This window comes from Sphingomonas sp. GW821-FHT02B09, from assembly GCF_059421875.1.
Map to the genome: position 1 here is coordinate 1,160,133 of NZ_JBWKVV010000002.1, position 24,548 is coordinate 1,184,680.

26 protein-coding genes are annotated in these 24,548 nt (G+C 69.1%); 11 read left to right on the forward strand and 15 right to left on the reverse strand.

Features of this window, described 5'->3' with window-relative positions; all coding sequences use genetic code 11:
* Positions 1 to 2: 2 nt before the first annotated feature.
* Positions 3 to 704, reverse strand: a complete 702-nt coding sequence (locus AC07U4_RS13510; RefSeq protein ID WP_495195705.1) for an HAD family hydrolase — start codon at positions 702 to 704, stop codon at positions 3 to 5.
* An 89-nt stretch (positions 705 to 793) separates the two neighbouring features.
* Here AC07U4_RS13510 and AC07U4_RS13515 point away from each other — a divergent pair, with 89 nt between their 5' ends.
* The gene (locus AC07U4_RS13515; RefSeq protein WP_038662744.1) at positions 794 to 1,558 is read left to right on the forward strand and encodes a hypothetical protein; all 765 of its coding nucleotides are present in this window, start codon (positions 794 to 796) and stop codon (positions 1,556 to 1,558) included.
* Positions 1,559 to 1,595: 37 nt separating this feature from the next.
* Here AC07U4_RS13515 and AC07U4_RS13520 read toward each other — a convergent pair whose 3' ends face one another.
* Positions 1,596 to 2,486 carry a prephenate dehydratase gene (locus AC07U4_RS13520; protein ID WP_495179784.1) on the reverse strand — a complete coding sequence of 297 codons (891 nt, stop codon included), beginning with the start codon at positions 2,484 to 2,486 and terminating at the stop codon, positions 1,596 to 1,598.
* Between the two features lie 115 nt (positions 2,487 to 2,601).
* Between AC07U4_RS13520 and AC07U4_RS13525 the strand changes: the two genes are divergently transcribed.
* Positions 2,602 to 3,300, forward strand: coding sequence for a c-type cytochrome (locus tag AC07U4_RS13525; RefSeq protein WP_038662742.1), 699 nt, complete (start codon positions 2,602 to 2,604; stop codon positions 3,298 to 3,300).
* A gap of 256 nt (positions 3,301 to 3,556) precedes the next feature.
* Here AC07U4_RS13525 and AC07U4_RS13530 read toward each other — a convergent pair whose 3' ends face one another.
* Together AC07U4_RS13530 and AC07U4_RS13535 are read right to left on the reverse strand one after the other, a co-directional pair.
* The gene (locus AC07U4_RS13530; protein WP_038662739.1) at positions 3,557 to 4,432 is read right to left on the reverse strand and encodes an LOG family protein; all 876 of its coding nucleotides are present in this window, start codon (positions 4,430 to 4,432) and stop codon (positions 3,557 to 3,559) included.
* Positions 4,433 to 4,475: 43 nt separating this feature from the next.
* Positions 4,476 to 5,096 carry an extensin family protein gene (locus AC07U4_RS13535; protein ID WP_495195871.1) on the reverse strand — a complete coding sequence of 207 codons (621 nt, stop codon included), beginning with the start codon at positions 5,094 to 5,096 and terminating at the stop codon, positions 4,476 to 4,478.
* 178 nt (positions 5,097 to 5,274) lie between these two features.
* Here AC07U4_RS13535 and AC07U4_RS13540 point away from each other — a divergent pair, with 178 nt between their 5' ends.
* The 3 genes from AC07U4_RS13540 (at position 5,275) to AC07U4_RS13550 (ending at position 9,323) form a co-directional block, all read left to right on the forward strand.
* A complete protein-coding gene (locus AC07U4_RS13540) occupies positions 5,275 to 6,432 on the forward strand; it encodes a phosphoserine transaminase (RefSeq protein WP_495195706.1) in 1,158 nt (385 codons plus the stop codon).
* 125 nt (positions 6,433 to 6,557) lie between these two features.
* Positions 6,558 to 8,135 (forward strand): phosphoglycerate dehydrogenase, encoded by a 1,578-nt coding sequence (gene serA, locus AC07U4_RS13545; protein ID WP_495195707.1) that lies wholly within the window; start codon positions 6,558 to 6,560, stop codon positions 8,133 to 8,135.
* A gap of 84 nt (positions 8,136 to 8,219) precedes the next feature.
* Positions 8,220 to 9,323, forward strand: coding sequence for an ATP phosphoribosyltransferase regulatory subunit (locus AC07U4_RS13550; protein WP_495195708.1), 1,104 nt, complete (start codon positions 8,220 to 8,222; stop codon positions 9,321 to 9,323).
* 13 nt (positions 9,324 to 9,336) lie between these two features.
* Here AC07U4_RS13550 and AC07U4_RS13555 read toward each other — a convergent pair whose 3' ends face one another.
* Positions 9,337 to 10,530 (reverse strand): hypothetical protein, encoded by a 1,194-nt coding sequence (locus AC07U4_RS13555; RefSeq protein ID WP_495195709.1) that lies wholly within the window; start codon positions 10,528 to 10,530, stop codon positions 9,337 to 9,339.
* 23 nt (positions 10,531 to 10,553) lie between these two features.
* On the opposite strand from AC07U4_RS13555, the gene AC07U4_RS13560 reads away from it, so the two are divergent.
* On the forward strand, positions 10,554 to 10,751 hold the full coding sequence (locus tag AC07U4_RS13560) for a hypothetical protein (RefSeq protein ID WP_495195710.1): 198 nt from the start codon (positions 10,554 to 10,556) through the stop codon (positions 10,749 to 10,751).
* 262 nt (positions 10,752 to 11,013) lie between these two features.
* Positions 11,014 to 12,303 (forward strand): adenylosuccinate synthase, encoded by a 1,290-nt coding sequence (locus AC07U4_RS13565; RefSeq protein WP_038662727.1) that lies wholly within the window; start codon positions 11,014 to 11,016, stop codon positions 12,301 to 12,303.
* 63 nt (positions 12,304 to 12,366) lie between these two features.
* Here AC07U4_RS13565 and AC07U4_RS13570 read toward each other — a convergent pair whose 3' ends face one another.
* The 8 genes from AC07U4_RS13570 to AC07U4_RS13605 form a co-directional block, all read right to left on the reverse strand.
* On the reverse strand, positions 12,367 to 12,834 hold the full coding sequence (locus AC07U4_RS13570) for a hypothetical protein (protein ID WP_495195711.1): 468 nt from the start codon (positions 12,832 to 12,834) through the stop codon (positions 12,367 to 12,369).
* 69 nt (positions 12,835 to 12,903) lie between these two features.
* A complete protein-coding gene (gene aroC / locus AC07U4_RS13575; RefSeq protein WP_495195712.1) occupies positions 12,904 to 13,974 on the reverse strand; it encodes a chorismate synthase in 1,071 nt (356 codons plus the stop codon).
* Positions 13,971 to 14,225 carry a DUF2442 domain-containing protein gene (locus tag AC07U4_RS13580; protein WP_137899775.1) on the reverse strand — a complete coding sequence of 85 codons (255 nt, stop codon included), beginning with the start codon at positions 14,223 to 14,225 and terminating at the stop codon, positions 13,971 to 13,973. Before AC07U4_RS13580 ends, aroC begins: the two co-directional genes overlap by 4 nt.
* Positions 14,200 to 14,451, reverse strand: coding sequence for a DUF4160 domain-containing protein (locus AC07U4_RS13585; protein ID WP_495195713.1), 252 nt, complete (start codon positions 14,449 to 14,451; stop codon positions 14,200 to 14,202). The genes AC07U4_RS13580 and AC07U4_RS13585 overlap by 26 nt, the downstream gene beginning before the upstream one ends.
* Positions 14,451 to 15,254: an enoyl-ACP reductase FabI gene (fabI, locus tag AC07U4_RS13590; RefSeq protein ID WP_081974412.1), complete on the reverse strand. Its 804-nt coding sequence runs from the start codon at positions 15,252 to 15,254 to the stop codon at positions 14,451 to 14,453. Before fabI ends, AC07U4_RS13585 begins: the two co-directional genes overlap by 1 nt.
* Positions 15,251 to 16,201 carry a YihY/virulence factor BrkB family protein gene (locus tag AC07U4_RS13595; protein ID WP_038667115.1) on the reverse strand — a complete coding sequence of 317 codons (951 nt, stop codon included), beginning with the start codon at positions 16,199 to 16,201 and terminating at the stop codon, positions 15,251 to 15,253. Before AC07U4_RS13595 ends, fabI begins: the two co-directional genes overlap by 4 nt.
* Positions 16,202 to 16,208: 7 nt before the next feature.
* A complete protein-coding gene (locus AC07U4_RS13600) occupies positions 16,209 to 17,147 on the reverse strand; it encodes a DnaJ C-terminal domain-containing protein (protein ID WP_495195714.1) in 939 nt (312 codons plus the stop codon).
* 198 nt (positions 17,148 to 17,345) lie between these two features.
* Positions 17,346 to 17,981, reverse strand: a complete 636-nt coding sequence (locus AC07U4_RS13605; protein ID WP_495195715.1) for a hypothetical protein — start codon at positions 17,979 to 17,981, stop codon at positions 17,346 to 17,348.
* A 108-nt stretch (positions 17,982 to 18,089) separates the two neighbouring features.
* Here AC07U4_RS13605 and AC07U4_RS13610 point away from each other — a divergent pair, with 108 nt between their 5' ends.
* The 4 genes from AC07U4_RS13610 to AC07U4_RS13625 all read left to right on the forward strand — a co-directional run bounded on the left by AC07U4_RS13610 (position 18,090) and on the right by AC07U4_RS13625 (position 22,219).
* A complete protein-coding gene (locus AC07U4_RS13610; RefSeq protein WP_495195716.1) occupies positions 18,090 to 18,755 on the forward strand; it encodes a response regulator in 666 nt (221 codons plus the stop codon).
* 4 nt (positions 18,756 to 18,759) lie between these two features.
* Positions 18,760 to 20,127, forward strand: coding sequence for a sensor histidine kinase (locus AC07U4_RS13615; RefSeq protein ID WP_495195717.1), 1,368 nt, complete (start codon positions 18,760 to 18,762; stop codon positions 20,125 to 20,127).
* Positions 20,128 to 20,154: 27 nt separating this feature from the next.
* A complete protein-coding gene (locus tag AC07U4_RS13620) occupies positions 20,155 to 21,258 on the forward strand; it encodes an NADH:flavin oxidoreductase/NADH oxidase (RefSeq protein WP_495195718.1) in 1,104 nt (367 codons plus the stop codon).
* Between the two features lie 85 nt (positions 21,259 to 21,343).
* Positions 21,344 to 22,219 (forward strand): SMP-30/gluconolactonase/LRE family protein, encoded by an 876-nt coding sequence (locus tag AC07U4_RS13625; protein ID WP_495195719.1) that lies wholly within the window; start codon positions 21,344 to 21,346, stop codon positions 22,217 to 22,219.
* Between the two features lie 332 nt (positions 22,220 to 22,551).
* Here the strand turns inward: AC07U4_RS13625 and AC07U4_RS13630 are convergent, their stop codons facing one another.
* A complete protein-coding gene (locus tag AC07U4_RS13630; protein WP_495195720.1) occupies positions 22,552 to 24,132 on the reverse strand; it encodes an aldehyde dehydrogenase (NADP(+)) in 1,581 nt (526 codons plus the stop codon).
* 115 nt (positions 24,133 to 24,247) lie between these two features.
* A complete protein-coding gene (locus tag AC07U4_RS13635) occupies positions 24,248 to 24,526 on the reverse strand; it encodes a hypothetical protein (RefSeq protein WP_038662692.1) in 279 nt (92 codons plus the stop codon).
* Positions 24,527 to 24,548 lie beyond the last annotated feature (22 nt).

The window sequence follows — 24,548 nt, forward strand, 5'->3', positions numbered from 1 at the left end:
GCTCAGTCGTTCCAGTCGACGATCCGCCAGCCGCGCTCCTCGGCGACGCGGTGCAGCGCCGCATGCGGGTTGACCACGATCGCCTCGTCCGCCCAGTCGAAGCTGGGCACGTCGGAGATATGGTCCGAATAGACGCGGACGTATGCGGCGGCGCGGTCGATGCCCTCCGCCGCCAGCCAGGCCTCGATCATCGCGCGCTTGGCGGGGCCGTAGCAATTGCCGCCCGCGATCCGCGGCAGCAGGTGGCCGCGCGCGTCGATCGCGGTGGCGGTGGCGATCAGCGCGTCGGCGGCGATGTCGCGCGCGATCGCCTCGGCATAGAAGCGATAGGCGGCGGTGGCGACGACGATGCGATAGCCGGCGGCGCGGTCGGCGGCGATCTGCGCGCGCGCCTTGCGGCGGATCTGCGCCGGACCGAAGCGGACGAGCCAGTCCGCCGCGAGCCGCTCCGCCCGCGCCGGTGACAGCGTGCCGAGCGCGGCGCGGTGCATCACCTGCTTCAGCCGGTCGCGGTGGATCAGCCCCGCGCCCTTGAGCGCGGCGGCGCCGAGCACGACCGGCAGCAGCGCCAGCCGCCATGGCGCGTGACGCAGCACGGCATGGAGCAGGAACGGCGTCCAGGTCGGCGCGCGGGTGATCGTCCGGTCGAGGTCGTAGATCGCGATTCGTCGAAGCGTTTCAGGAGGGTAGACTGTCGGCTGCATGACGTTGCGATGACAAGCGAAGGTGGCATTGGCATGGCGGCGCGGAAGCGGTTGCGGCGCGCCGATCCGCGCGCTACGCGCAGCGTCCCATGCGGTCCTATCAGCCTTCGTCGGACCGTCGCCGGGCAATTTCCCTCGCGCTGACGATCGCCGCGCATCTGCTGATCGCGTTCCTGCTGTGGCAGCTCGCGCCGGTGTTCGACCAGACCAAGGAGCCGGGGCGGTCGCTGACCGTCAACATGCTGCCGGTCGGCGACAATGAATCGACCGCGACCAAGTCGACCAAGGCGCCCGCGCGCGCCGCCGCCAAGGCGAGCCGCCGCACCGCGCCCGAACCGCCCGCCGCCCCCAAGACGCCGGCGCCCGACACCTCCGTGCCGCCGCCGGTCGATACGCCGTTCCCCGGCTATCTGGTGCTCAACAAGAACGATTTCGCCGCGTCGGATGTCGGCAAGCTGCCGTCGCGCAAATCGGGCGGCAGCGCCGGCAAGCAGCTCGCCGCGGCGGATGGCGCGGGTGACGGCGATGCGGGCGATTCGAGCGCGGCGGCGGGGGTCGGGCCGGGTGGTCAGCGGCTCTACAACGCCGAATGGTATGTCGAGCCGGCGCAGTCGCAGCTCTCGCCCTATCTGCCGCCCAACGTCCCCAAAGGCGCCTGGGCGGAGATCGCCTGCCGCACCGCCGCGCGATATGCGGTGGAGGATTGCGTCCAGCTCGGCGATTCGCAGCCGGGATCGGGGCTGGCGCGCAGCATCCGCGAGGCGGCGTGGCAGTTCAAGGTCCGCCCGCCGCGGATCAACGGCAAGCCGCAGATCGGCGCCTGGGTGCGCATTCGGATCAGCTTTACGAAGTGAGCGTCCCAGGTGCCCCGCTTCGCGAGGGAGGTATTCGTCACCCCCGCTCCCGCGCGCGGCGGTACGTGCCGAGCAGCCGCAGCCATTTGGAGTGAAAGCCCAGTTCCTCCAGCGCATTGTCGACCGCGGGATCGCCGGGTTTGCCCTCGATGTCCGCGTAGAATTCGGTCGCGGCGAACGTCCCCGACCGCTGGTAGCTTTCCAGCTTGGTCATGTTGACGCCGTTGGTCGCGAAGCCGCCCATCGCCTTGTACAGCGCGGCAGGGACGTTCTTCACCTCGAAGATCAGCGTCGTCATCCACGGGCCGTCGCCGACCGGCGGCTTGCCGCCGCGCGCCAGCACGACGAAGCGGGTCGTATTGTGGTCCGCGTCGGCGATGTCGACGCCGAGCAGGTTGAGCCCGTACAGCGCCGCCGCGCCCGGTGGTGCGAGCGCGGCGATGCGCGGGTCGCCGCGCTCGGCGACATAGGCCGCGGCGCCGGCGGTGTCGGGATAGGACACCTGATGGATGCCGTGCGCCTTCAGCCAGTGACGGCACTGGCCGAGCGCCTGCGGATGGCTCATCGCCTCCTCGACCTCGTCGCGGCTGCCGGAGCCCATCAGCGCGTGGCGGATCGGCAGGAAATGCTCGCCGGTGATGACCAGCCCCGATTCCGGCAGTAGGAAATGGATGTCGGCGACGCGGCCGTGCAGCGAATTCTCGATCGGGATCATCGCGCAATCGGCGCGGCCGTCGCGCACCGCGTCGATCGCATCCTCGAAGGTGAAGCAAGGCAGCGGCAGGCCGTCGGGGAAGGCCTCGGCGACCGCGACATGGCTGTTGGCGCCGGGCGCGCCCTGGAAGGCGACCGCGCGCTCGGGGGCTGCTGCGGCGGCGGCGGTCATCGCGGCGACGATCGGGCGGGCGGGGGCGGCGTAGGTCTCCATCGCGCCGAGCCGGTAAAGCCCCGGCCGCCGGCCAGCAAGCGCGCGCTTGCGGAGCAACCCGCCGTTTCCTATGGGATCACGGCGCATAGCAAAAAATAGGGGCAGCGTTAGGCAGATGGATAACCGCACCAACACGATCGCCGGGTGGACGCTGGCAGCCTGCGGGATTGCGCTCGGTCTGTCGATCGTCGGCGGCATGGCCTTCCACAGCGAACGCCCCGAAAAGCCCGGCTATGCCATCGAAGGCGTCGAGGCCGAGGGCGGGGCGGGCGGTGCTGCCGCCGAAGTGCCGATCGCCACGCTGCTGCCGACCGCCGACGTCGCCAAGGGTGCGGAAGTGTTCAAGAAGTGCGCGGCCTGTCACACCGTGACGCAGGGCGGCGCCAATGGCATCGGCCCGAACCTGTACGGTACGCTCGGCGAGGGCATCGGTCAGGGCAAGGGTGGCTTCGCCTTCTCCGACGCGCTGAAGGGCGTCGGCGGCAATTGGGACTTCGACAAGATGAACGCGTGGCTGACCAGCCCGCGCAAGTTCGCGCCCGGCACCAAGATGACCTTCGCCGGCCTCGGCAATCCGCAGGATCGCGCCAACGTGATCGCCTATCTCAATTCGCAGGGTTCGAACCTGCCGCTGCCCGCGGCGCCGGCGGCCGGGGCTGCCGCGGCCAAGCCCGACGCCAAGGCGCCGGAAGGCAAGGATTCGGTGACCAACACCGATGCGGTCAACAACCTCGGCAACACCGGCACGCCGGCGTCGGGCGCACCGTCGGTCGATCCCAACGCCGCCAAGGAAGGCGCCAAGGCGGGGAAGTAAGCGGGGTCATCGCTGATCCACCACGCGTTCCGACCCCGCGCCGGCTTCGTCGTCTAGTCCCCTCTCCCGCTGGGAGAGGGGAAGGCGCGTAGCGCCGAGGGGTGAGGGCGGGGCGAGACGGAGGTGACGGCGCCCACTTGATCGTCATCCCCGCGGAGGCGGGGATCCATACACGCTGACGATGCGGCCGAAGCCCGACCCGCGCGTCTGGATCCCCGCCTTTGCGGGGATGACCTAGTGGGGGTAGGCGTCCCGCTTACCCGTCCTTCTTCGCCTGTTCCTCGTAGAAGGCGCGGACCACGTCCCATGCCTCTTCGGCGGTTTCGACATAGGTGAAGATGCCGAGGTCGCGCTGGCTGACGACGCCCTCGTCGACCAGCGCCTGGAAGTTGACGACCTTCTCCCAGAATTCGCGACCGAACAGCAGCACGGGAATCGGCTTGATCTTGCCGGTCTGGATCAGCGTCAGCAGTTCGAACAGCTCGTCGAACGTGCCGAAGCCGCCCGGGAACGCCGCGAGCGCGCGGGCGCGCAGCAGGAAGTGCATCTTGCGGAGCGCGAAATAGTGGAACTGGAAGCTCAGCGACGGCGTGACGTACGGATTGGGGGCCTGTTCGTGCGGCAGGACGATGTTCAGGCCGATCGATTCGGCGCCGACGTCGGTCGCGCCGCGGTTGGCGGCCTCCATGATCGACGGGCCGCCGCCCGAGCAGACGACGAACTGGCGCATGCCGTGCTGGTCGCGCGGCACGCGGCTGGCGATCTGCGCCAGTTCGCGCGCGACGTCGTAATAGCGGCTCTTGGCGACGAGCCGCTCGGCGATCGCGCGCGCGGTGTCGTCGCTGGCGATGTCGAGCATCGCCTGCGCCTTGGCCGGCTCGGGGATGCGCGCCGAGCCGTACATCACGAAGGTCGAGGCGATCTTCGCCTCCTCGAGCAGCAATTCGGGCTTGAGCAGCTCGAGCTGGAAGCGGACGGGACGCAAATCCTCGCGCAACAGGAAGTCCATGTCCTGGAAGGCGAGCTTGTAGGCGGGATGTTCTGTCTGCGGCGTCGAGATCGCCTGCTGCGCGCTGGCGGCGTCCTGGCTGGCGCGGGGGAAGACCCGTTCGGGAAGGCGTGTATCGGTCATCCGCGGGCGTTAGAGCAAAGCCCGAAGGGGCTCAACGCCCGATTCAGCGGCACATTCCGGCACGATCGTCCTCGAGGTGCAAGTGGTTGCGATGCGCCGCATTATAGGCCGGCGACAGCACCGTGCCGAAGCGCTTGCAGGCCGAGGCGTGGATCGTCGACAGGAAGCGCTGCACCTGCGGGTCGGGCGAGGTCCAGTCATTGAGGATCGTCACCCGCCGCCCGTCCTTGAGCGTGACGCCGCCGACGTCGACCGCATTGGCGATCGCATGGCCCGACCGCCGGTCGCCACCACGGCGCGTGCCGATGACGTTGCGGCATGCATAGCTGCCCATACCCTGCACGCTGGCGAGCTCGCTCCCGAGGATCTGATACGCCGCCGGCGCCAGCGCGTTGCGCACCCAGCCGGAAAAGGCACGCGCCTCGCCGCAGCGGATCGCGGTGATGCCGGTCACCGGCACGCCGATGTCGAGCAACTGCACCGCCCCCGACAGGCCGCAGCCGTTGCCGAAATCCTTGTCGGGCAGCGAACGATAGCCGACCCCCATCGTGCGCAGGTCGGCGAGGCATTGCGCGGTCTGCCGCGCGGAGACGGTGACGATCGATTCGCGCGTCGGGGCGGGACGTTCGGTCCGGCCGCAGGCGGCGAGCAGGGTCAGCACCATCACGGTGCCGATGAGACGCAAATACTGGAACACGGCTGCAATCATGCGCCAGACGGTCCGCTACAAACAAGCCCGGCCCGGCACGATCCCGGCTTGCACGATGCACCGACCGTCTCTAGGGCGGTCGACGGGCCACGCCGCCCCAACGCGGCGCGTGCTCTCTGTGAGGAGAGATACATTGACGGATTCTGTTACCGCCCCCGACGTCCGGGGTGCGTCCAAGCCAGCCACGAAGCCGGCTCGTCCCTTTTTCAGCTCCGGTCCCTGCGCCAAGCCACCCGGCTGGGACGCGTCGCAGCTCGCCACCGACTCGCTCGGCCGCTCGCATCGCTCGAAGATCGGCAAGCAGCGCCTCCAATATGCCATTGACCTGATGCGCGAGACGCTCGGTCTGCCCGACACGCACCGGATCGGCATCGTCCCCGGCTCGGACACCGGCGCGTTCGAAATGGCGATGTGGACGATGCTGGGCGCACGGCCGGTCACGACGCTCGCCTGGGAGAGCTTCGGCGAGGGCTGGGTGACCGATGCGGTCAAGCAGCTCAAGATCGATCCCACCGTCATCCGCGCCGATTACGGCCAGCTCCCCGACCTGAACGCGGTCGACTGGTCGAACGACGTGCTGTTCACCTGGAACGGCACCACCAGCGGCGTGCGCGTGCCGAACGCCGACTGGATCCCGGCGGACCGTGAGGGCCTCAGCTTCGCCGACGCGACCTCGGGCGTGTTCGCCTATGACATCGACTGGGCGAAGATCGACGTCGCGACGTTCAGTTGGCAGAAGGTGCTGGGCGGCGAGGGCGGCCATGGCGTGCTGATCCTCGGCCCGCGTGCGGTCGAGCGGCTGGAAAGCTATACGCCGGCCTGGCCGCTGCCGAAGGTGTTCCGCCTCGTCTCCAAGGGCAAGCTGACCGAGGGCGTGTTCAAGGGCGAGACGATCAACACGCCGTCGATGCTCGCGGTCGAGGACGTCATCGTCAGCCTCGAATGGGCGAAGTCGCTCGGCGAACGCGGCCTGATCGGCCGCTCGGACGCCAATGCCGCGGCGCTCGACAAGATCGTGGCGGAGCGCGACTGGCTCGGCCATCTCGCCGCCGATCCGGCGACGCGGTCGAAGACCAGCGTCTGCCTCACCGTCAAAGGCGCCGACGAGGCGTTCATCAAGGCGATGGCGTCGGCGCTCGAGAAGGAAGGCGCCGCCTATGACGTCGCCGGCTATCGCGACGCGCCGCCGGGCCTGCGCATCTGGTGCGGCGCGACGGTCGACACCGCCGATATCGAGGCGCTCGGCCCGTGGCTCGACTGGGCCTACGCCACCGCCAAGGCTGCGGCCTAACGCCAAACCGTCATCCCCGCGCAGGCGGGGATCCATACACGCAGGTCGTCGAAGGAGCCGCAACGTCAGCGGCTATGGATCCCCGCCTTCGCGGGGATGACGATCGTTGTTTGAAGGAATTACCCATGCCCAAAGTCCTCATCAGCGACAAAATGGACCCCAAGGCCGCGCAGATCTTCCGCGAGCGTGGCGTCGAGGTCGACGAGATCACCGGCAAGACCCCTGACGAACTGATCGCGATCATCGGCCAGTATGACGGCCTCGCGATCCGCAGCTCGACCAAGGTGACCAAGGCGATCCTCGAACATGCGACCAATCTGAAGGTCGTCGGCCGCGCCGGCATCGGCGTCGACAATGTCGATATCCCCGCCGCCAGCGCCAAGGGCGTGGTGGTGATGAACACGCCGTTCGGCAATTCGATCACCACCGCCGAACATGCCATCGCGCTGATGTTCGCGCTCGCCCGCCAGCTCCCCGAGGCCGATGCCTCGACCCAGGCGGGCAAGTGGGAGAAGAACCGCTTCATGGGCGTCGAGCTGACCGCCAAGACGCTCGGCCTGATCGGCGCGGGCAATATCGGCTCGATCGTCGCCGACCGCGCGCGCGGGCTCAAGATGAAGGTGGTGGCGTTCGATCCGTTCCTCACCCCCGAGCGCGCGGTGGAGATGGGCGTCGAGAAGGTGACGCTCGACGAATTGCTGGCGCGCGCCGACTTCATCACGCTGCACACGCCGCTGACCGACCAGACGCGCAACATCCTCTCCGCCGAGGCGCTGGCCAAGACCAAGAAGGGCGTGCGGATCATCAACTGCGCGCGCGGCGGCCTGATCGACGAGGCGGCGCTCAAGGCAGGGCTCGACAGCGGCCATATCGGCGGCGCCGCGCTCGACGTGTTCGTCGAGGAACCGGCCAAGGCCTCGCCGCTGTTCGGTACGCCCAATTTCGTCAGCACGCCGCATCTCGGCGCGTCGACCACCGAGGCGCAGGTCAACGTCGCGATCCAGGTCGCCGAGCAGATGGCCGACTTCCTCGTCTCGGGCGGCGTCACCAACGCGCTCAACATGCCGAGCCTCTCGGCGGAGGAAGCGCCCAAGCTCAAGCCCTATATGGCGCTCGCCGAAAAGCTCGGCAGCCTCGTCGGCCAGCTCACCACCGGCGCGATCACGCGCATCTCGGTCCATACCGAGGGCGCGGCGGCGGAACTGAACGCCAAGCCGATCACCAGCGCGGTGCTGGCCGGTTTCCTGCGCAACCAGACCGACACGGTCAACATGGTCAACGCGCCGCTGCTGGCGCGCGACCGCGGCGTCGAGGTGCGCGAGGTGCGCACCGAGCGCGAGGGCGATTACCACACGCTGCTGCGCGTCTCGGTAAAGACTGCCGACGGCGAGCGCTCGGTCGCGGGTACGCTGTTCGGCGATCAGGCGCCGCGCCTCGTCGAACTGTTCGGCATCAAGGTCGAGGCCGATCTGGTCGGGCCGATGCTCTATGTCGTCAACGAGGATGCGCCGGGCTTCATCGGCCGGCTCGGCACCGCGCTGGGCGAGGCGGGGGTCAATATCGGCACCTTCCACCTCGGCCGCCGCTCGGCGGGCGGCGAGGCGGTGCTGCTGCTCTCGGTCGACGAGTCGGTGGACGGCGAACTCCTCGCCAAGGTCAAGGCGCTGCCCGGCGTCAAGACCGCGATGGGCCTGACGTTCTGATCGCTCGATGCTGACGGGGCAGGGGCGACGCCGTCGCGATACGGCGTTGCCCCCGTTCCCGCCCATGGATAGGGGAGGCGCACGATGACACCCCTGCTTCCCGAAGGCTTTCGCGACCGATTGCCGCCGCACGCCGATGCCGCCGCCGCCGTCGAGACGCGCGTGCTCGAAGCGGCGCGCCTCTACGGCTATGAGCGCGCCGATCCGCCGCTGGTCGAATATGCCGATGCCTTGGGCTCGCGGCTCAAGGACGGCGCGCTGACCGATGCGGTGCGCTACGTCGATCCGGTGTCGCAGCGTACGCTCGCGATCCGTCCCGACGTCACCGCGCAGATCGCGCGGATCGCGGCGACGCGCATGGGCCACCACCCGCGGCCGGTGCGATTGTCCTATGCCGGCCCGGTGCTCAAGCTGCGCAGCCCCGAACTCGCGCCGGCGCGCGAATGGCGGCAGATTGGCTGCGAGCTGATCGGCCTCGATTCGATCCCCGCCGCGCAGGAGGTGGTTGCGGTGGCCGTCTCGGCGCTGGCTGCGGCGGGGGCGACCGGCCTCTCGATCGATTTCACCTTGCCCGATCTGGTGGATACGCTGGCGGCGGGGCCGTTGCCGGTCGCCGCCGATCGGATCGCGTTGTTGCAGGACCGGCTCGACGCCAAGGATGCCGGCGCGGTCGCGGCGATCGCGCCCGGCTATCTGCCGCTGATCGAGGCGGCGGGTCCGTTCGACAGCGCGATCGCACGGTTGCGCGCCTTCGATACCGGGCAGGTGCTCGCCAGCCGGCTCGACGGGCTCGCCGCGATCGCCGCGGGCCTGGGGGAGGGCGTCGCGCTGACGCTCGACCCGACCGAGCGGCATGGCTTCGAGTATCAGTCGTGGCTCGGCTTTTCGCTGTTCATCGCCGGCGCGGCGCGCGAGGTCGGCCGCGGTGGTACCTATGCGGTGATGCACGAGGATGGCGCGGAAGAGGCGGCGACCGGTTTCTCGCTCTATGCCGATGCGATCCTCGCGACCGCGGGCGCCGTCGATCGCCGCCGGCTGTTCCTGCCGTTCGGCACGCCGCCCGAGGCGGGCACCGCGATGCGTGCCGCCGGCTGGGTCGCGGTCGCCGCGCTGACGCCCGCCGACACGCCCGAAGCGCAGCTCTGCACGCACCTCTACGTCGACGGCAAGGCGCGGGCGCGGGACTAAGCGGGGGGAGAACTTAGTGAGTGCAACGACGCTTCCGGGGTTCGGGCATGACCCAACTTGCGGTTTGCACGCTCGCTGGGTCGAACCGGTCGGCAAGAGAGTCGCGTATCAACGCGAGCTTTCGTTGCAAGCGCCCGTGGAAGCAAAGATAATTATTCACCTTTATGGTTATTGGTCGATCGAGATCGATCAGGCGATCGGACAGTCTTAGCTCCAACCCATTCGGAATATTGCCGTCGAGCCGAATTTGCTGGCCCTCGACCTGTGCGACGATCGCGAAATCTGAACTGCCCGGATCGATACTGGGAAGCTGCAGCCAGTAAAAGCGTTCGTGCAGTGGATCGTCCTGCACCCAATTCTTGATCTGCCGCCAGACGACGCGACGGGGCCAGGGATTGCGGGTGAATTGCGCCATCCACGGCACCGCTTCCGCATCGCGTCGGTTCATCCAATGCGGCGACTCTGGATAAATACGCGACAGATACACATATCCGTCTGGGTCGGCCGTGTGCAGCCGTTCCAGTTCCTGCGTTTTCTCGACGGCGAGTTTGTTGCGATCATAGGCGCTGTCCGCGCCGCCGACGAACAGCGCGAAGGGCAGGTTGCGCAGCGGCAGCAGCGACACATCGCCCGGATGCCCCGCCATCATCGCCGCCGCCGCAAAGCGGTCGGCAAGCCGCGGCGCGAGCCGCCATACGCCGTCGCCACCAGCCGAATAGCCCATCAGGTATACGCGATCAGGATCGACGCCGTTGATCGCCACTTCCGCGTCGATCAGTTGCTGGAGCATCGGATCGATATGCCCCTCGTGCCACAGGTTCCACGTATTGGTCGGCGCCCGCGGTGCGAGATAGATGCCCTCCGCCGGCCGATAGAGATCGACCTGATTGCGCCACTGCTGGTCGTTGACCTCGGCAGGGGCGTTGCCGCCGCCATGCAGCGAGATCCACAGGCTATGGCCATGCGGCGGCGCCTCGCCGTAGGTGCGCGTCTCGAAACGCATGGTCTTGTCGCCGAGCGTGACCGCCTTCGCCGCGAGCAGCGCGCGCCATACGGTCTCGCCGTCGTGCCGACGTTCCGCCGCGATCCGGACGATCGCAGCCTCGGCATCATGTCGACTCAATGGTCGGTCGTCGTCGCTGCGCGCGGCGGCGAGGGTGGGGCTGACGAGCAGCACGAGGGCGGCGAAAAGACGCAAGAGCATCATCAGATTATAGAGGGAACACCCTTGTGCGCGACATTGTTTCGTATCCGAAACGGCACTTAGAGACGAGGGGAGGCGTCGCTTATCCTGTCGGCGGCGGCGATCCTGCCGTCGATCCGATGGCGAGCATCATGTCGTTCGGCGACTTGTGCCTTTTCCTGGGGGCGTTGTTCGGCTTCGGTACCCTTCTGCTGAAGGTTGTCGAGGTGGCGCGTCACCGGTAGGCCACGGGCGGGGGCGCGCGGCAACGCGTCCCCAAACGAAAGAACCCCCGTCACGGCAATGACGGGGGTTCATCCAATGGCAAAGCCATGTCGTTCGGCATCACGTTTATAGCGAACCCGCGTCGCGATGACAATCGTCCGCCTAACGGTTGACCCTGCGGGCGCACCCCGTTAGGCGCGCCTTCGCATCTCAGGACCGTTCGTGTGCCGAGTCCTGTCGAAGGGCGCACGGATCAACGCCGGCAGGCGGAGACCTGTATCCATGGCCAATGTAGCAGTCATCGGCGCGCAATGGGGCGACGAAGGCAAGGGCAAGATCGTCGATTGGCTCGCTGAGCGTGCTGATATGGTGGTGCGTTTCCAGGGTGGGCATAATGCCGGCCACACGCTCGTCGTCGGCGACAACGTCTATAAATTGTCGCTTTTGCCCTCGGGCATCGTCCGCGGCACGCCGAGCGTGATCGGCAACGGCGTCGTGCTCGACCCCTGGGCGCTCAAGGCGGAGATCGAGCGGCTGGCGGCGCAGGGCGTCTCGGCGACGCCGGAAACTTTGCGCATCGCCGACAATTGCGCGCTGATCCTGCCGCTGCACCGCGATCTCGACGGGTTGCGTGAGGATGCGTCGGGCGCCGGCAAGATCGGCACCACGCGGCGCGGCATCGGCCCCGCCTATGAGGACAAGGTCGGCCGCCGGGCGATCCGCGTCTGCGATCTCGCGCATCTCGACGATCTCGGCCCACAGCTCGACCGGCTGCTCGCGCATCACGACGCGTTGCGCGCCGGCTTCGGCTCGCCGGCGATCGACCGCGAGGGCCTGATCGCCGAACTGCGCGACATCGCCGGCTTCGTGTTGCCCTTCGCCAAGCCGGTGTGGCGTGACCTCAACGAAGCGCGCGCCGCGGGCAAGCGCATCCTGTTCGAGGGCGCGCAGGGCGTGCTGCTCGACGTCGATCACGGCACCTATCCGTTCGTCACCTCGTCCAACACGATCGCCGGCACCGCGGCAGGCGGGTCGGGCTTGGGGCCGGCGGCGGTGGGCTTCGTGCTCGGCATCGCCAAAGCCTATACCACCCGCGTCGGCTCGGGACCCTTCCCGACGGAGCTGGAGGATGAAACGGGCGAGCGGCTCGGCGTGCGTGGTCACGAATTCGGCACGGTGACCGGGCGCAAGCGGCGCTGCGGCTGGATCGACACGGTGCTGCTGCGCCAGTCGGCGGCGGTCGGCGGCATCACCGGGATCGCGCTGACAAAGATCGACGTGCTCGACGGCTTCGAGCAGGTGAAGATCTGCACCGGCTATCGCCTCCGCGGTCAGGAGCTCGACTATTTCCCGGCGCATGCCGCAGATCAGGCGGCGGTCGAGCCGATCTACGAAGTCATGGAAGGCTGGCAGGAATCGACTGCGGGTGCGCGCAGCTGGGCCGACCTGCCGGCGCAGGCGATCAAGTATATCCGTCGCGTCGAGGAGCTGATCCGCTGCCCGGTGGCGCTGGTTTCGACCAGTCCCGAGCGCGAGGATACGATCCTCGTCCGTGATCCCTTCGCCGACTGACGACAGACACGAAAAAGCCGGGCGGTGTGACCCGCCCGGCTTTTTCTTCATCGGTCAGGATGCTTATTGCGGCGTCGGGGTGCCGCCGGTGGTCGACCCGGCCGTGCCGCCCATCGTGCCGGTGGTCGAGGTGCCACCCATGGTGCCGGTCGTGCCGCCGCCCATCGTGCCGGTGGTCGAACCCGTGCCGGTGCCCGTGGTGCCGCCCATCGTGTCGGTCGAGCCGCCCATCGTGCCCGTCGTCGAGCCGCTGTCGGTGGTCGACGTCGAACCAGTGCCGGTCGAGCGGCCGCTACGGCTGCTGCGCGACTTCTTGGCCGAACGGCTCTGCGTCATGCTGCCCGACGTAGCCGACGAATCGGTCGGCGAGGTCGTCGTCTGACCGCCCATCGCGCCGCCCATCGTTCCCGTGGGGCTGCCGGATGTCGTGCCGCCCATCGTTCCGCCTGCGGTGCCACCCGTCGTCGTCTGTGCATAGGCTGCGGCGGGGATCAGCATGGCTGCTGCCATGATTGGAATGATCTTACGCATCGTTCTCTCCTGCAAATTCTTGCACGGCCCCAACGGGTTGGGTTAGAGAGTGTTCCATTTGGTTAACGATTAGCGTCCCGTCTGGCCCCGATGCAGCAACGCCTGGTCGGCAAGCACCAATGCCGTCATCGCCTCGACCACGGGCACGCCGCGGATGCCGACGCAGGGGTCGTGGCGCCCCTTGGTGACGATATCCGCAGCCTGGCCGGTGCGATCGATCGTCTCGACCGGGATCAGGATCGAACTGGTCGGCTTGAACGCGACGCGCAGCCGGATCGGCTGGCCGGTGGCGATACCGCCGGTGATGCCGCCGGCATGGTTGGCGAGGAAATCGGGGCCGTCCGCGCCCGGACGCATCGCATCGGCATTGGCCTCGCCGGTCAGCGCCGCGGCGGCGAAGCCGTCGCCGATCTCGACGCCCTTGACCGCGTTGATGCCCATACAGGCGTGCGCCAGCTCGGCGTCGAGCTTGGCATAAAGCGGCGCGCCCCAGCCGGCGGGAACGCCCGTCGCCTCGCAGGCGACGACCGCGCCGAGGGACGATCCCGCCTTGCGTGCGCCATCGACCAGCGCCTCCCAGCGCGCGGCGGCGGCGGGATCGGGGCAGAAGAAGGGATTGGCGTCGATCGCGGCATCGTCGAACGCGGCATAATCGATGGCGTCGCCGCCGATCGCCTCGACCCAGCCGCGGATGCGCACCTGCGGGATCACCGCGCGCGCCACCGCGCCCGCCGCGACGCGCGACGCGGTCTCGCGCGCCGACGAGCGTCCGCCGCCGCGATAGTCGCGGAACCCGTATTTGGCGTCATAGGCGTAATCGGCATGGCCGGGGCGATAGGCGAGCGCGACCTCGGAATAATCTTTCGACCGCTGGTCGACGTTTTCGATCATCAGGCTGATCGGCGTGCCGGTGGTGCGGCCCTCGAACACGCCCGACAGGATGCGCACCTGATCCGGCTCGCGGCGCTGCGTGGTGAAGCGCGACGTGCCGGGACGGCGCTTGTCGAGCCACGGCTGGATATCCGCCTCGGCAAGCGCGATGCCCGGCGGGCAGCCGTCGACGACCGCGCCGATCGCAGGCCCGTGGCTCTCGCCCCAGGTGGTGAAGCGGAACAGATGGCCGAAACTGTTGATGCTCATGCGGCGTGCGACCGGCTGCCGGTCATGTCGCCGCGCCCGGCGAGGATGCCGGCGATCGAAATGTCCTCGTCGAGCGCATCCCAGTGCAGGCCGCTTGGGCTGATTTCGACCTGGCGTCGTGCTTCCGCCGAGCCATGGAGCAGCCGCGGGAACCAGGCGAGCGGCACGCCGACCGTCCGGCCGTCCTCTAGCCGGACCCACATCTGGTCGTCATCGAAATCGACGCTAAGCGCCCGTGCCGAAGTGGTCATGCCACGCTCCCTCAATATCGTCCCGCCGTGCCTCGACGATCTCGGTAATCCACCGCTGCGTCCGTGCGTCGAAACCGTTGTTGTCGGCATAATGCACGTCGGGATAAAGCCACAGCTTGGCGTCGCGGCCATCCTTGCTGACGTGGATATGCAACGGCTCGCGCGGATCGCCTTCGTTCGAGAAGAAATGGAACCGAAATCCACGCTCCCGAAAGACGAGGGGCATCACGCCAACGCGATATCCGGCGCATCCTCGGCCTTCATGCCGATCACGTTATAGCCCGCGTCGACATGGTGGATCTCGCCGGTGACGCCGCTCGCCAGGTCGCTCAGCATATAGAGGCCGGCGCCGCCGACATCCTCGATCGTCACGGTGCGGCGCAGCGGCGCGTTCAGCTCGTTCCACTTGAGGATATAGTTGAAGTCGCCGATGCCGCGCGCCGCCAGCGTCTGGATCGGGCCGGCGGAGATCGCGTTGATGCGGATATTGTCGGGGCCGAGGTCGACCGCGAGATATTTGACGCTGGTTTCCAGCGCCGCCTTGGCGACGCCCATCACGTTGTAATGCGGGATGACCTTTTCGGCGCCATAATAGGTCAGCGTCAGGATCGAGCCGCCCTCGGGCATTAGCTTGCGCGCGCGCTGCGCCACCGCGACCAGCGAATAGGCCGAGATGTTCATCGTCATCAGGAAATTGTCGAGCGTCGTGTCGTAATAGCGTCCGCGCAGCTGCGACTTGTCGGAGAAGCCGATCGCATGAACGACGAAGTCGATCGTCGGCCATTCCGCTTCCAGCGCCGCGAAGGTCGCGTCAAGCGCCGCCATGTCGGACACGTCGCAGTCGAACAGCCGCGCGACGCCCAGTTGCTCGGCGAGCGGGCGTACCCGCTTCTCCATCGCCGCGCCCTGATACGAAAAGGCGAGCTCGGCGCCATGTTCGGACAAGTGCTTCGCGATACCCCAGGCCAGCGACTTGTCGTTCGCCAGGCCCATGATCAGCCCGCGCTTGCCCGCCATCAAACCCGTCACGCCGTCTTCGCCTCCGCTGTCGTTGACGCCCCCTGTAGCGCCGGTTCGGGGGGTTCCGCCAGTGCCGCGTTGAGATGCGCGCCGAACACCAACCCCAGCCCGATCAAATAGAAGAACAGCAGCATGACGACGACGCCGGCAAGGCTGCCATAGGTCAGGTCGTAGCCGCCCAATTGCCCGAGCACCCAGGGCAGCAGCGTCGTCATGCCGACCCACCAAACGGTGGTGAAGGCCGCGCCGGGCCATTTGCGGCAATTGGAGTAACGGTATTTCGACGGCGTCACCGAATAGAAGAGCAGATAGAGCGCGCCGAACATCACCAGCCCGGGAATCACCCGCGACAGGCCGACCCAGCCCGCGACGCCCTCGGCGAAGGGCAGCAGGCGATAGATGAACTGTTCCGCCGCGGTCAGGATACCCTGAACGAGGAAGCTCATCAGCGCGATGATGACCGACAGGATGATGACCCCGGACGAGGACAGACGCGAGCGCCAGAACGGCACGCTCGCCTTCACGCCATAGGCGCGATGAAAGATGTCGCGGATCGTCTCGACGAAGCTGCCGACCGTCCACAGCCCGACCAGCCCGCCCAGCCACAGCAGCGAGCCGGTCCGCGCGACGAGCACGTCGGCGATCGGCTTGCGCAGGATGTCGGCGACGTTGGGCGGCAGCACGTGCAGGAACGAGGCGACCGCGCGCTGCGTCTCGGCGCTCTGGCCGAGCAGCGACAGCACCGCCGCGGCAGTGATGAAGAACGGGAACACCGTCATCAGCGCGAGATAGGCGAGATTGCCGGCGTGGATGAAGCCGTCGTTGAACACCCCGAGCACGGCGCGCTTGGTGATCTCCCAGGCGGCCGGGCCGGGCTTCAGCTTGGCGAGCTGGTGGCGGGCGCCGTGGCGCTGATGCGCACGGTCTTCGGGCGTAAGGGCTGCGGTCTCGGTCACGTCGGCGTCAGACGCCCATTGCCCCGCGCGGGTTCCGTACGTCGTTCCAACCGGCGACGAACTGTTGCAAGGCTGCATCATCCGCGGGCACGTCGATCATCAGCGTGACGAGCTGGTCGCCGCGCGTACCATCCTTCTTGTGGAAGCCCTTGCCCTTCAGGCGCAGCGTCTTGCCCGAACTCGTCCCCTTCGGGATGGTCAGCATCACCGGCTTGTCGACCGTCGGCGCGCGCACCGAGCCGCCCGCCACTGCTTCCTTGAGCGTGAGCGGCAGGTCGAGCCGGACGTCGTCGCCATCGCGGGTGAAGAAGCGGTGCGGCTGCACCTCGATCGAGACGATCGCATCGCCCGCGCCGCCGGGACCCGGCTCGCCCTTGCCGGCGAGCTTCATCTGCGTGCCGCTTTCGACGCCCGCGGGCAGCTTGAGGTCGATCGTCTTGCCGTCACCGAGCGTCACGCGCTGCGGCGCCAGCGTCGCGGCATCGACGAAGGGCACCTGCAGCCGATAGGTGATGTTGGCGCCCTTGGGTTGCGGACGCCGGCCGAAGCCGCTGGCGAAGCCGCCGCCGCCGCGCGTCTGGCCGCCGCCGAACAGGCCTTCGAAGATGTCGCTCATATCGGCGTCGCCGCCGGTGCCGAATTCATAGCCGGCGCTGCTGAACCCGCCGGGGCCGCTGCGCGCCGCGCCGGGCCGGGCACCGCCATAGCCGAACGGTGCGGCGGGATTGCCGTCGCCATCGATCTCGCCGCGGTCGAAGCGGGCGCGCTTGTCCTTGTCGCTCAGCAGGTCGTAGGCATTGGTGACCTGGCTGAACCGCTCCGACGCCTTGGGATTGTCCTTGTTGCGATCGGGATGCAGTTCCTTGGCAAGCTTGCGATACGCTTTCTTGATGTCCGCCTCGGACGCGCCGCGGGCGACGCCCAAGGTTTGATATGGATCGGCCATTGGTTCCCCATTGGTGTATTACGGACCTATGTGGGGGAGGGCGGCGCGCAACGCAATCGCTCGCTGCATCGTTGGTGGAATCGCGCGTGATGATCGACGGTGGCTTTGCGGACGTGACGGCTTCGCGTCTTCGCGTGAACCCCGACCCATCCGCCAAGCAAAAGGACCGGCCGCACGGGGCGACCGGTCCTTCCTGCTTCAGCGCGCCGGCGTGGGTGCCGGGGCCGGTGCCGCGGCCGGAGCATTGGCCGCGGGCGGCGGCGGCGGCACGGCGCTACCGTTGGCGGGCGGCGGCGGGGGCGGCGGTGCGTCGCGACCGGCACCCGGGGGCGGCGGGGGCGGCGGGGTTCCGGCCGGACCGGCACCCGGCGGGGGCGGCGGCGGGCCGTCGGGGCGACCTGCGCCCGGCCCACCCGGGCCGCCGGGGCCACCCGGTCCATGCGGACCGGGCCGCGGACCGACTTCGCTCACCTGACCCGAGGGGCCGACGAGGAAGTGCGCGCGCAACTGCCCCTCGTCATAGCGGCCCTGCACCAGCACCGCATTGCCGCGGGTGACGTTGGCGGTGCCGTCGCGGCCCGCGTCGATCATCGCGCGGCCGCTGCCGTCCTGCACCACGAACCGGTCGCCGAACACCTCCGCGACGCGGCCCTTGACCGTGACGATGCCGCCGCTGCTGGCGAGCTTGGCGATCGGCGTTGCGATCGTCGGGGCCATCTCGATGCTCGGGCGGGTGAGGGCGACCGCGCCCGCGCCGCCGGCGGCGCCGACCGCGACCAGTGCGGCTGCACCGAGTGCCAGGCGCTGGCGGGTGCCGATATGTAGTCTTGCCATCGATCGTCTCCTTCGTGTGTCGATGACCGGCTTCTAGGGTGATTCGTCCGACCCCCGCTGAACCGGGCGGTTCAGTTTCGGTTTAGTGGGGGAGGATAGGGCCACATCATGCGCATCTTGCTTGTCGAAGACGATTCCGACCTGGGCCCGGCGATCGCGCGCGCGCTGCGCGCCGAACATTTCGCGGTCGACCTCGTCGCCGACGGCATCGACGCCGGCCATCTCGGCGAGACGGAAAGCTACGACGCCGCGGTGCTCGACCTCGGGCTGACCGGCAAGGACGGCATCGCCGTGCTGCGCGACTGGCGCGCGGCGGGGCGCGCGCTGCCGGTGCTGATCCTCACCGCGCGCGACGGCTGGTCGGACAAGGTGGCGGGCTTCAAGGCGGGCGCCGACGATTATCTGGTCAAGCCGTTCCGCGTCGAGGAACTGGTGATGCGGCTGCGCGCGCTGGTCCGCCGCGCCGCCGGCCATGCCCAGCCGGTGCTCGCCTGCGGGCGGCTGTCGTTCGATACGCAGATCGGCCATTTCGAGCTCGACGGCCTGCCGCTCAAGCTCACCGCGTTCGAATGGCGCGTGCTGTCGGCGCTGATGCTGCGGCGCGAGGCGGTGATCGAGCGGCTCGATCTGCTCGAACGCGTCTACGAAGGCGATGCCGATGTCGATTCGAACAGCCTCGAGGTGATCGTCGGCCGGTTGCGCCGCAAGATCGGCGCCGAGATGATCGAGACGATCCGCGGCCGCGGCTATCGCCTGACCTGCGGCGAGGGCTGAGGCGATGCCCAAATCCATTCAGGGCCGTATGCTGCTGTTGTCGGCGGTGGCGATCCTCGCCGCGCTCGGCATCGCCGGCTGGGCGATCGGCGGCGTGCTCGAACGCGTCGTCACCGAGGGGATCGACCGCCGGCTCGATGCCGAGATCGCGTTGCTCGCCAGCACGGTCGATCGCGACGGTCGTATCGATCGCGCCCGGCTCACCGCGCGGGCGGGGGCGCTGGAGGCGGGGCGCGGCTGGCACTGGCGGATCGAGGCGCCGGACGGCGCGATCGGCTCGACCGATACGCCGCGGCTGCATGGCGGGCCGGGGCCGGGCGACGGTCCGCTGCCGGGACCACCGGGGCCGCCGATGCTGCGCGACGAAGCCGATGCGCCGCAGGTGCTCGAAGGCGAGGATCGGGCCGGGCGCAGCGTCCATGCGCGCCGGCTGGTGATGCAGACCGGCCGCGGCGACGTGGCGCTGCTCGCGGTCGCGCCGCGCGCCGTCATCGCACGGCCGTTGCGCGACGCGCTGGTGCCGCTGCTCGCCGCGCTCGCGATCCTCGCCGGGCTGCTCGCGGTCGCGACGATCGTGCAGTTGCGGCTCGGCTTGCGTCCGCTCGCCCGGATGCGCGCGCAGGTCGCCGCGATCCGCGACGGCACGCGGACCGAGGTCGACGAGGACCAGCCGGTCGAGCTGCGCGGCCTCGCGACGGAACTCAACGCGCTCGCCGGCGATCGCGCCGCGGCGCTCGCCACCGCGCGCCAGTCCGCCGCCAATCTCGCGCATGCGCTCAAGACCCCGGTGGCGACGCTCGCGCTCGCGCTGCGCGACGATCCGGCCGCCGCGGTGCAGGTCGCGCGGATCGACGCCACGATCCGCCACCATCTGTCGCGTGCGCGCGCCGGCACCGGCGATACGCGCGCCAGCACCCGCGTCGCGCCGGCGGTCGCCGATCTCGCGGTGGCGATCGGCCGGCTCCACGCCGCGCGCGGCATCGCGGTGACGCATGCGGTCGCGGGCGATCCGGTCGCGGCGATGGATGCGCAGGATTTCGACGAACTGCTTGGCAACCTCCTCGATAATGCCGCGCGCCACGCCCGCGCGGAGGTGAGGGTCGAAGTGCGCGTGCAGCCCGGCGATGCGCGTCGCCTCGACCTGATCGTCACCGACGACGGCCCCGGCATTCCTGCCGCCGACCGCGCCCGCGTCACCGAGCCGGGCGTGCGGCTCGACGAGCGTGGCGAGGGCCATGGCTTCGGCCTCGCCATCGTCCGCGAACTCGCCGAGCTGCACGGCGGCCGGCTGACGCTCGCCGAGCGCGACGGCGGCGGGCTGGAGGCATGCGTCAGCCTGCCCGCACGGCACCAAACCGGCGCCGAAGCGTAACGCCTCCGTCCCCCACGCGAGGTCTCCATGTCTTCTGCCTTGTTCCAGCCGATCACCATCGGCAGCACAACCCTGTCCAATCGCATCGTCATCGCGCCGATGTGCCAATATTCCGCCGAGAACGGCCGGATGACCGACTGGCATCTGATCCACCTCGGCCATCTCGCCTTGTCCGGCGCGGGCCTGCTGACGATCGAGGCGACCGCGATCGTGCCGGAGGGGCGGATCACCTATGGCGACGTCGGCCTGTGGGACGATGCGACCGAGGCGGCGATGGCCCGCGTGCTCGAATCGATCCGCCGCCATTCGGACATGCCGATCGCGATCCAGCTCGCCCATGCCGGCCGCAAGGCATCGACCGACCTGCCATGGAAGGGCGGCAAGCAGATCGCGCGCGACCACGCCGACGGCTGGCAGACGGTCGCACCGTCGCCGCTGCCCTTCGCCGAGGGCGAGAATCTGCCGACCGAACTGACCGAGGACGATCTTAAGCGGCTCGTCGACGCCTTCGCCGAATCGGCCCGCCGCGCCGCGCGGCTCGGCATCGACGCGGTGCAGCTCCATGGCGCGCACGGCTATCTGCTGCATCAATTCCTCTCGCCGCTCTCCAACCGGCGCACCGATGATTATGGCGGCAGCCTCGAAAACCGGATGCGCTTCCCGCTCGAAGTGCATGACGCGGTGCGCGCCGCTTTCCCCGCCGACAAGCCGGTGACGATGCGCGTCTCGGGCAGCGACTGGGTCGCGGGCGGCTGGGATGCCGATCAGACCGTCGCCTTCGCTCGGGCGCTCGAGGCGCGCGGCTGCGCGGCGATCCACGTGTCGAGCGGCGGGCTCGACCCGCGGCAGGAGATTCCGACCGGCCCGAGCTATCAGGTGCCGCTCGCCCGCGCGGTGAAACAGGGGTGCGGCCTGCCGGTGGTCGCGGTCGGACTCATCACCGATTACGAACAGGCGGAGGCGATCGTCGGCACCGGCGACGCCGATATGATCGCGCTCGCCCGCACCATCCTCTACGATCCGCGCTGGCCGTGGCATGCCGCCGCGCATCTCGGCGCGCACGTCAAGGCGCCCGACCAGTATCTGCGCTCGCAGCCGCGCCAGTATCGCGATCTGTTCGACATGGATTGAGCCCGCGCGCGGCTTTTGTCAGACTAGACGAAAGCCGCGCTTCGGTGGATGGAGCGCGCGACCCCAAGTGGAGAGGAATTGCGCGATGACCGATCACAATGTTCGTACCGTTCTGCCGGTGCAGGCGATCCTCGGCGAGGGCCCGGTCTGGGTGGGGCGCGAACAGGCTTTGTGGTTCGTCGACATCAAGAGCCGCCACATCCACCGTTTCGACCCGGCGTCGGGTGAGGCGCAACGCTGGGATGCCCCCGATCAGGTCGGTTGGATGCTGCCGAGCGCCGACGGCGGGATGATCGCCGGCCTGCGCACCGGGCTGCACCGCTTCGATCCGGCGGACGGCAGCTTCACCTTCCTCGCCCGGCCGGAGGGCGATCCCGCCGGCAACCGGCTCAACGACGCCGCGACCGACGGCGCGGGCCGGATCTGGTTCGGCACGATGGACGATGCCGAGACCGACATGAGCGGCCGCGTCTATCGCCACGCCACCGGCGTCGTCACCGACAGCGGCCTCGCGCCCGTGTGCATCACCAACGGCCCCGCGATCGCCGGCGACGGCGTGACGCTCTACCACACCGACACGATCGGCAAGACGATCTGGCGCGCGACGATCAGTGCCGACGGCACGCTCGGCGAGGCGGTGCCGTTCGTGACGATCGAGGACGGCGCCGGCCATCCCGACGGCTCGGTGGTCGATGCCGAGGGGTGTCTCTGGGTCGCGCTATGGGGCGGCTGGGGCGTGCGGCGCTACGACCCGTTGGGCACGCTGATCGGCACGGTCAGATTGCCGGCATCGAACATCACCAAGATCGCCTTCGGCGGCCCCGATCTGCGCACCGCTTATGCGACGAGTGCGCGCAAGGGGCTCGACGAAGCGGCGCTGGCGGATCAGCCCGAAGCGGGCAATCTGTTCGCCTTCGATCCCGGCGTCGCGGGCGTGCCAGTGACGCCGGTCGCGCTGTAGGGCTACCCGTTCCGGGCGCATCCAAGCGTCCGCCGGGTTCCTATCGGAGTGTTCCTGCGAACGCAGGAACCCAGGGCCAAGCAGAGCAACGGCTGACGGTGTGCGGAATCCTGGGCTCCTGCTTTCGCAGGAGCACGGGTGAGGGTTGCAGATGCCGCGGCTCTTTTTGGCAGTACGTCGGGGCGAGGGGAACGGCATGGGCCTCCAGCCGTACCCCAGCCGCCCGGTGGACCCCGCAACCAGTCCGGGGTGACGGGTGGGTGGGGAACGGGTGCAGCCCTACGCCACCGCCGATCCTCCCCCGCCGAAGCGAGGGAGGAGTCGGTCCGCCTTTACCGCGGGCTCGCCTCGCGCTTGCCGTCGAGGCGACGGGCGATACCCCAGCCATTGTCGTCGTGCAGCGCCTCGGGCAGCAGCGCCGGCGCGAGGTTCTGGAAGCAGACCGGACGCAGGAAGCGCGCGATCGCCAGCGTGCCGACCGACGTCGTCCGCCCGTCACTCGTCGCCGGGAAGGGACCGCTGTGGACCATCGCCGGCGCCACCTCGACACCCGTCGGCCAGCCGTTCGCCAGAATACGGCCGACGCGGCGCGCGATCACCGGCACCAGCTTCGCCGCCTCCGCCTCGTCGGCCGGATCGACCTGCAGCGTCGCGGTGAGCTGGCCTTCCAGCTTGGCGATCACCGCGGCGATCTCGCCGAGGTCGCGGCAGCGCACCAGCATCGACGACGAACCGAACACCTCGTGCGAGAGCTTGACGTCTGCGAGGAACTGGTCGGCGGTCGTCTCGAAGAAGGCGCCGACGGCCTGGTTGACGCCCTCGCCGGTCTTGCCGCGCGCGACGGTGCGCACCGCCTCATGGCCGGCAAGCGCCGCGACGCCCTGCTCGAAGCTGGCGTGGATACCGGGCGACAGCATCGTCGCCGGCGCGCTGTCGGTCAGCGCCGCGCCCGCCGCCTCAACGAACGCGTCGAGATCGGGGCCGTCGACCGCCAGCACGAGGCCGGGGTTGGTGCAGAACTGGCCGGCACCCATCGTCAGCGACCCGACGAACTCCTTGGCCAGCGCCGCCCCGCGCGCGGCGAGCGCGGCGGGGAAGAGGACCACCGGATTGATGCTCGACATTTCGGCATAGACCGGGATCGGCTCGTCACGCTCGGCGGCGATGCGGACGAGGGCGAGGCCACCGCCGCGCGAACCGGTGAAGCCGACCGCCTGGATGCGCGGATCGGCGACCAGCGCGCCGCCCAGTTCGTTGGTCTCGCCGGGCAGATAGGAGAAGACGCCCGCGGGCAGGCCGGCGTCCGCGACGGCCTTCTGGATCGCGCGCGCGACCAGCTCGCCGGTGCCGGGATGCGAGGGATGACCCTTCACCACCACCGGACAGCCGGCAGCGAGCGCCGAGGCGGTGTCGCCGCCCGCGACCGAAAAGGCGAGCGGGAAGTTGGACGCGCCGAACACCGCGACCGGGCCGATCGCGAGATTGACGCGGCGCAGGTCGGGGCGCGGCAGCGGCGCGCGGTCGGGCAAGGCGGGGTCGATCGTCGCGTCGAGGAAGTCGCCCTGACGCACGACGCCGGCGAACAGCTTGAGCTGGCCGACGGTGCGGCCACGCTCGCCCTCGAGGCGGGCGCGCGGCAGGCCGCTCTCCGCCATCGCGCGCTCGATCAGCTCGTCACCGATATCGAGGATGTTCTGCGCGATGCCCTCGAGGAAGGCGGCACGCGATTCGAGGTCGGTCGCGGCATAGGTCGCGAACGCGTCTTCGGCGAGCGTGCAGGCCTCGGCCACCGCATCGGCATTCGCCGACGAAAAGTCCGGGGTCAGCGTCTCGCCGCTTGCCGGATTTACCGCGGTGAACCGGTTCGCGGCCTGGCGTGCTTCGCCACCGATCAGCAGGGCGCCGTCGATCATGGAAATACCTCTCTCGGAAATTGTCAGAGTTATTCTAGGGACCCGATCACTCCGCGACAATGGTAGACGTCGCGCCGGTCGCGCACCTGCGATGCAAGAGACGATAAAGGCGCGGTCAGCGATCGGCGACGAACGTCACGTCATCCTCGGTGTTGTGCGGGTCGAGGTCCCAGTCCGCGGCAACCTCTTCGACCGCGCGGCGCGCGATCGCATCGAGTTCCTCGGGGCAGAAGGCCTGGACGTCCCAATTGTGGCCGGACGCGCCGTCCCAGGGATCGGCGAGCGTCGGCAGCATGAACTCGATCCTCGCCCCCTCGCTGTCGAGCGACAGGCGGAGCGCCGCCTGGTTGAGTTCGTCGCGCAGCGCCGATGCGCCGAGCACCGGCCGGCTCATCGCGACACCCCCTGCGACACTG

Coding starts and splice junctions, on each gene's coding strand:
- AC07U4_RS13510 (WP_495195705.1), bottom strand. CDS start 704: ATGCAGCCGACAGTCTACCCTCCTGAAACGCTTCGACGAATCGCGATC.
- AC07U4_RS13515 (WP_038662744.1), top strand. CDS start 794: ATGCGGTCCTATCAGCCTTCGTCGGACCGTCGCCGGGCAATTTCCCTC.
- AC07U4_RS13520 (WP_495179784.1), bottom strand. CDS start 2,486: ATGGAGACCTACGCCGCCCCCGCCCGCCCGATCGTCGCCGCGATGACC.
- AC07U4_RS13525 (WP_038662742.1), top strand. CDS start 2,602: ATGGATAACCGCACCAACACGATCGCCGGGTGGACGCTGGCAGCCTGC.
- AC07U4_RS13530 (WP_038662739.1), bottom strand. CDS start 4,432: ATGACCGATACACGCCTTCCCGAACGGGTCTTCCCCCGCGCCAGCCAG.
- AC07U4_RS13535 (WP_495195871.1), bottom strand. CDS start 5,096: ATGGTGCTGACCCTGCTCGCCGCCTGCGGCCGGACCGAACGTCCCGCC.
- serA (WP_495195707.1), top strand. CDS start 6,558: ATGCCCAAAGTCCTCATCAGCGACAAAATGGACCCCAAGGCCGCGCAG.
- AC07U4_RS13550 (WP_495195708.1), top strand. CDS start 8,220: ATGACACCCCTGCTTCCCGAAGGCTTTCGCGACCGATTGCCGCCGCAC.
- AC07U4_RS13555 (WP_495195709.1), bottom strand. CDS start 10,530: ATGATGCTCTTGCGTCTTTTCGCCGCCCTCGTGCTGCTCGTCAGCCCC.
- AC07U4_RS13565 (WP_038662727.1), top strand. CDS start 11,014: ATGGCCAATGTAGCAGTCATCGGCGCGCAATGGGGCGACGAAGGCAAG.
- AC07U4_RS13570 (WP_495195711.1), bottom strand. CDS start 12,834: ATGCGTAAGATCATTCCAATCATGGCAGCAGCCATGCTGATCCCCGCC.
- aroC (WP_495195712.1), bottom strand. CDS start 13,974: ATGAGCATCAACAGTTTCGGCCATCTGTTCCGCTTCACCACCTGGGGC.
- AC07U4_RS13580 (WP_137899775.1), bottom strand. CDS start 14,225: ATGACCACTTCGGCACGGGCGCTTAGCGTCGATTTCGATGACGACCAG.
- AC07U4_RS13585 (WP_495195713.1), bottom strand. CDS start 14,451: ATGCCCCTCGTCTTTCGGGAGCGTGGATTTCGGTTCCATTTCTTCTCG.
- AC07U4_RS13600 (WP_495195714.1), bottom strand. CDS start 17,147: ATGGCCGATCCATATCAAACCTTGGGCGTCGCCCGCGGCGCGTCCGAG.
- AC07U4_RS13605 (WP_495195715.1), bottom strand. CDS start 17,981: ATGGCAAGACTACATATCGGCACCCGCCAGCGCCTGGCACTCGGTGCA.
- AC07U4_RS13610 (WP_495195716.1), top strand. CDS start 18,090: ATGCGCATCTTGCTTGTCGAAGACGATTCCGACCTGGGCCCGGCGATC.
- AC07U4_RS13615 (WP_495195717.1), top strand. CDS start 18,760: ATGCCCAAATCCATTCAGGGCCGTATGCTGCTGTTGTCGGCGGTGGCG.
- AC07U4_RS13620 (WP_495195718.1), top strand. CDS start 20,155: ATGTCTTCTGCCTTGTTCCAGCCGATCACCATCGGCAGCACAACCCTG.
- AC07U4_RS13625 (WP_495195719.1), top strand. CDS start 21,344: ATGACCGATCACAATGTTCGTACCGTTCTGCCGGTGCAGGCGATCCTC.
- AC07U4_RS13630 (WP_495195720.1), bottom strand. CDS start 24,132: ATGATCGACGGCGCCCTGCTGATCGGTGGCGAAGCACGCCAGGCCGCG.
- AC07U4_RS13635 (WP_038662692.1), bottom strand. CDS start 24,526: ATGAGCCGGCCGGTGCTCGGCGCATCGGCGCTGCGCGACGAACTCAAC.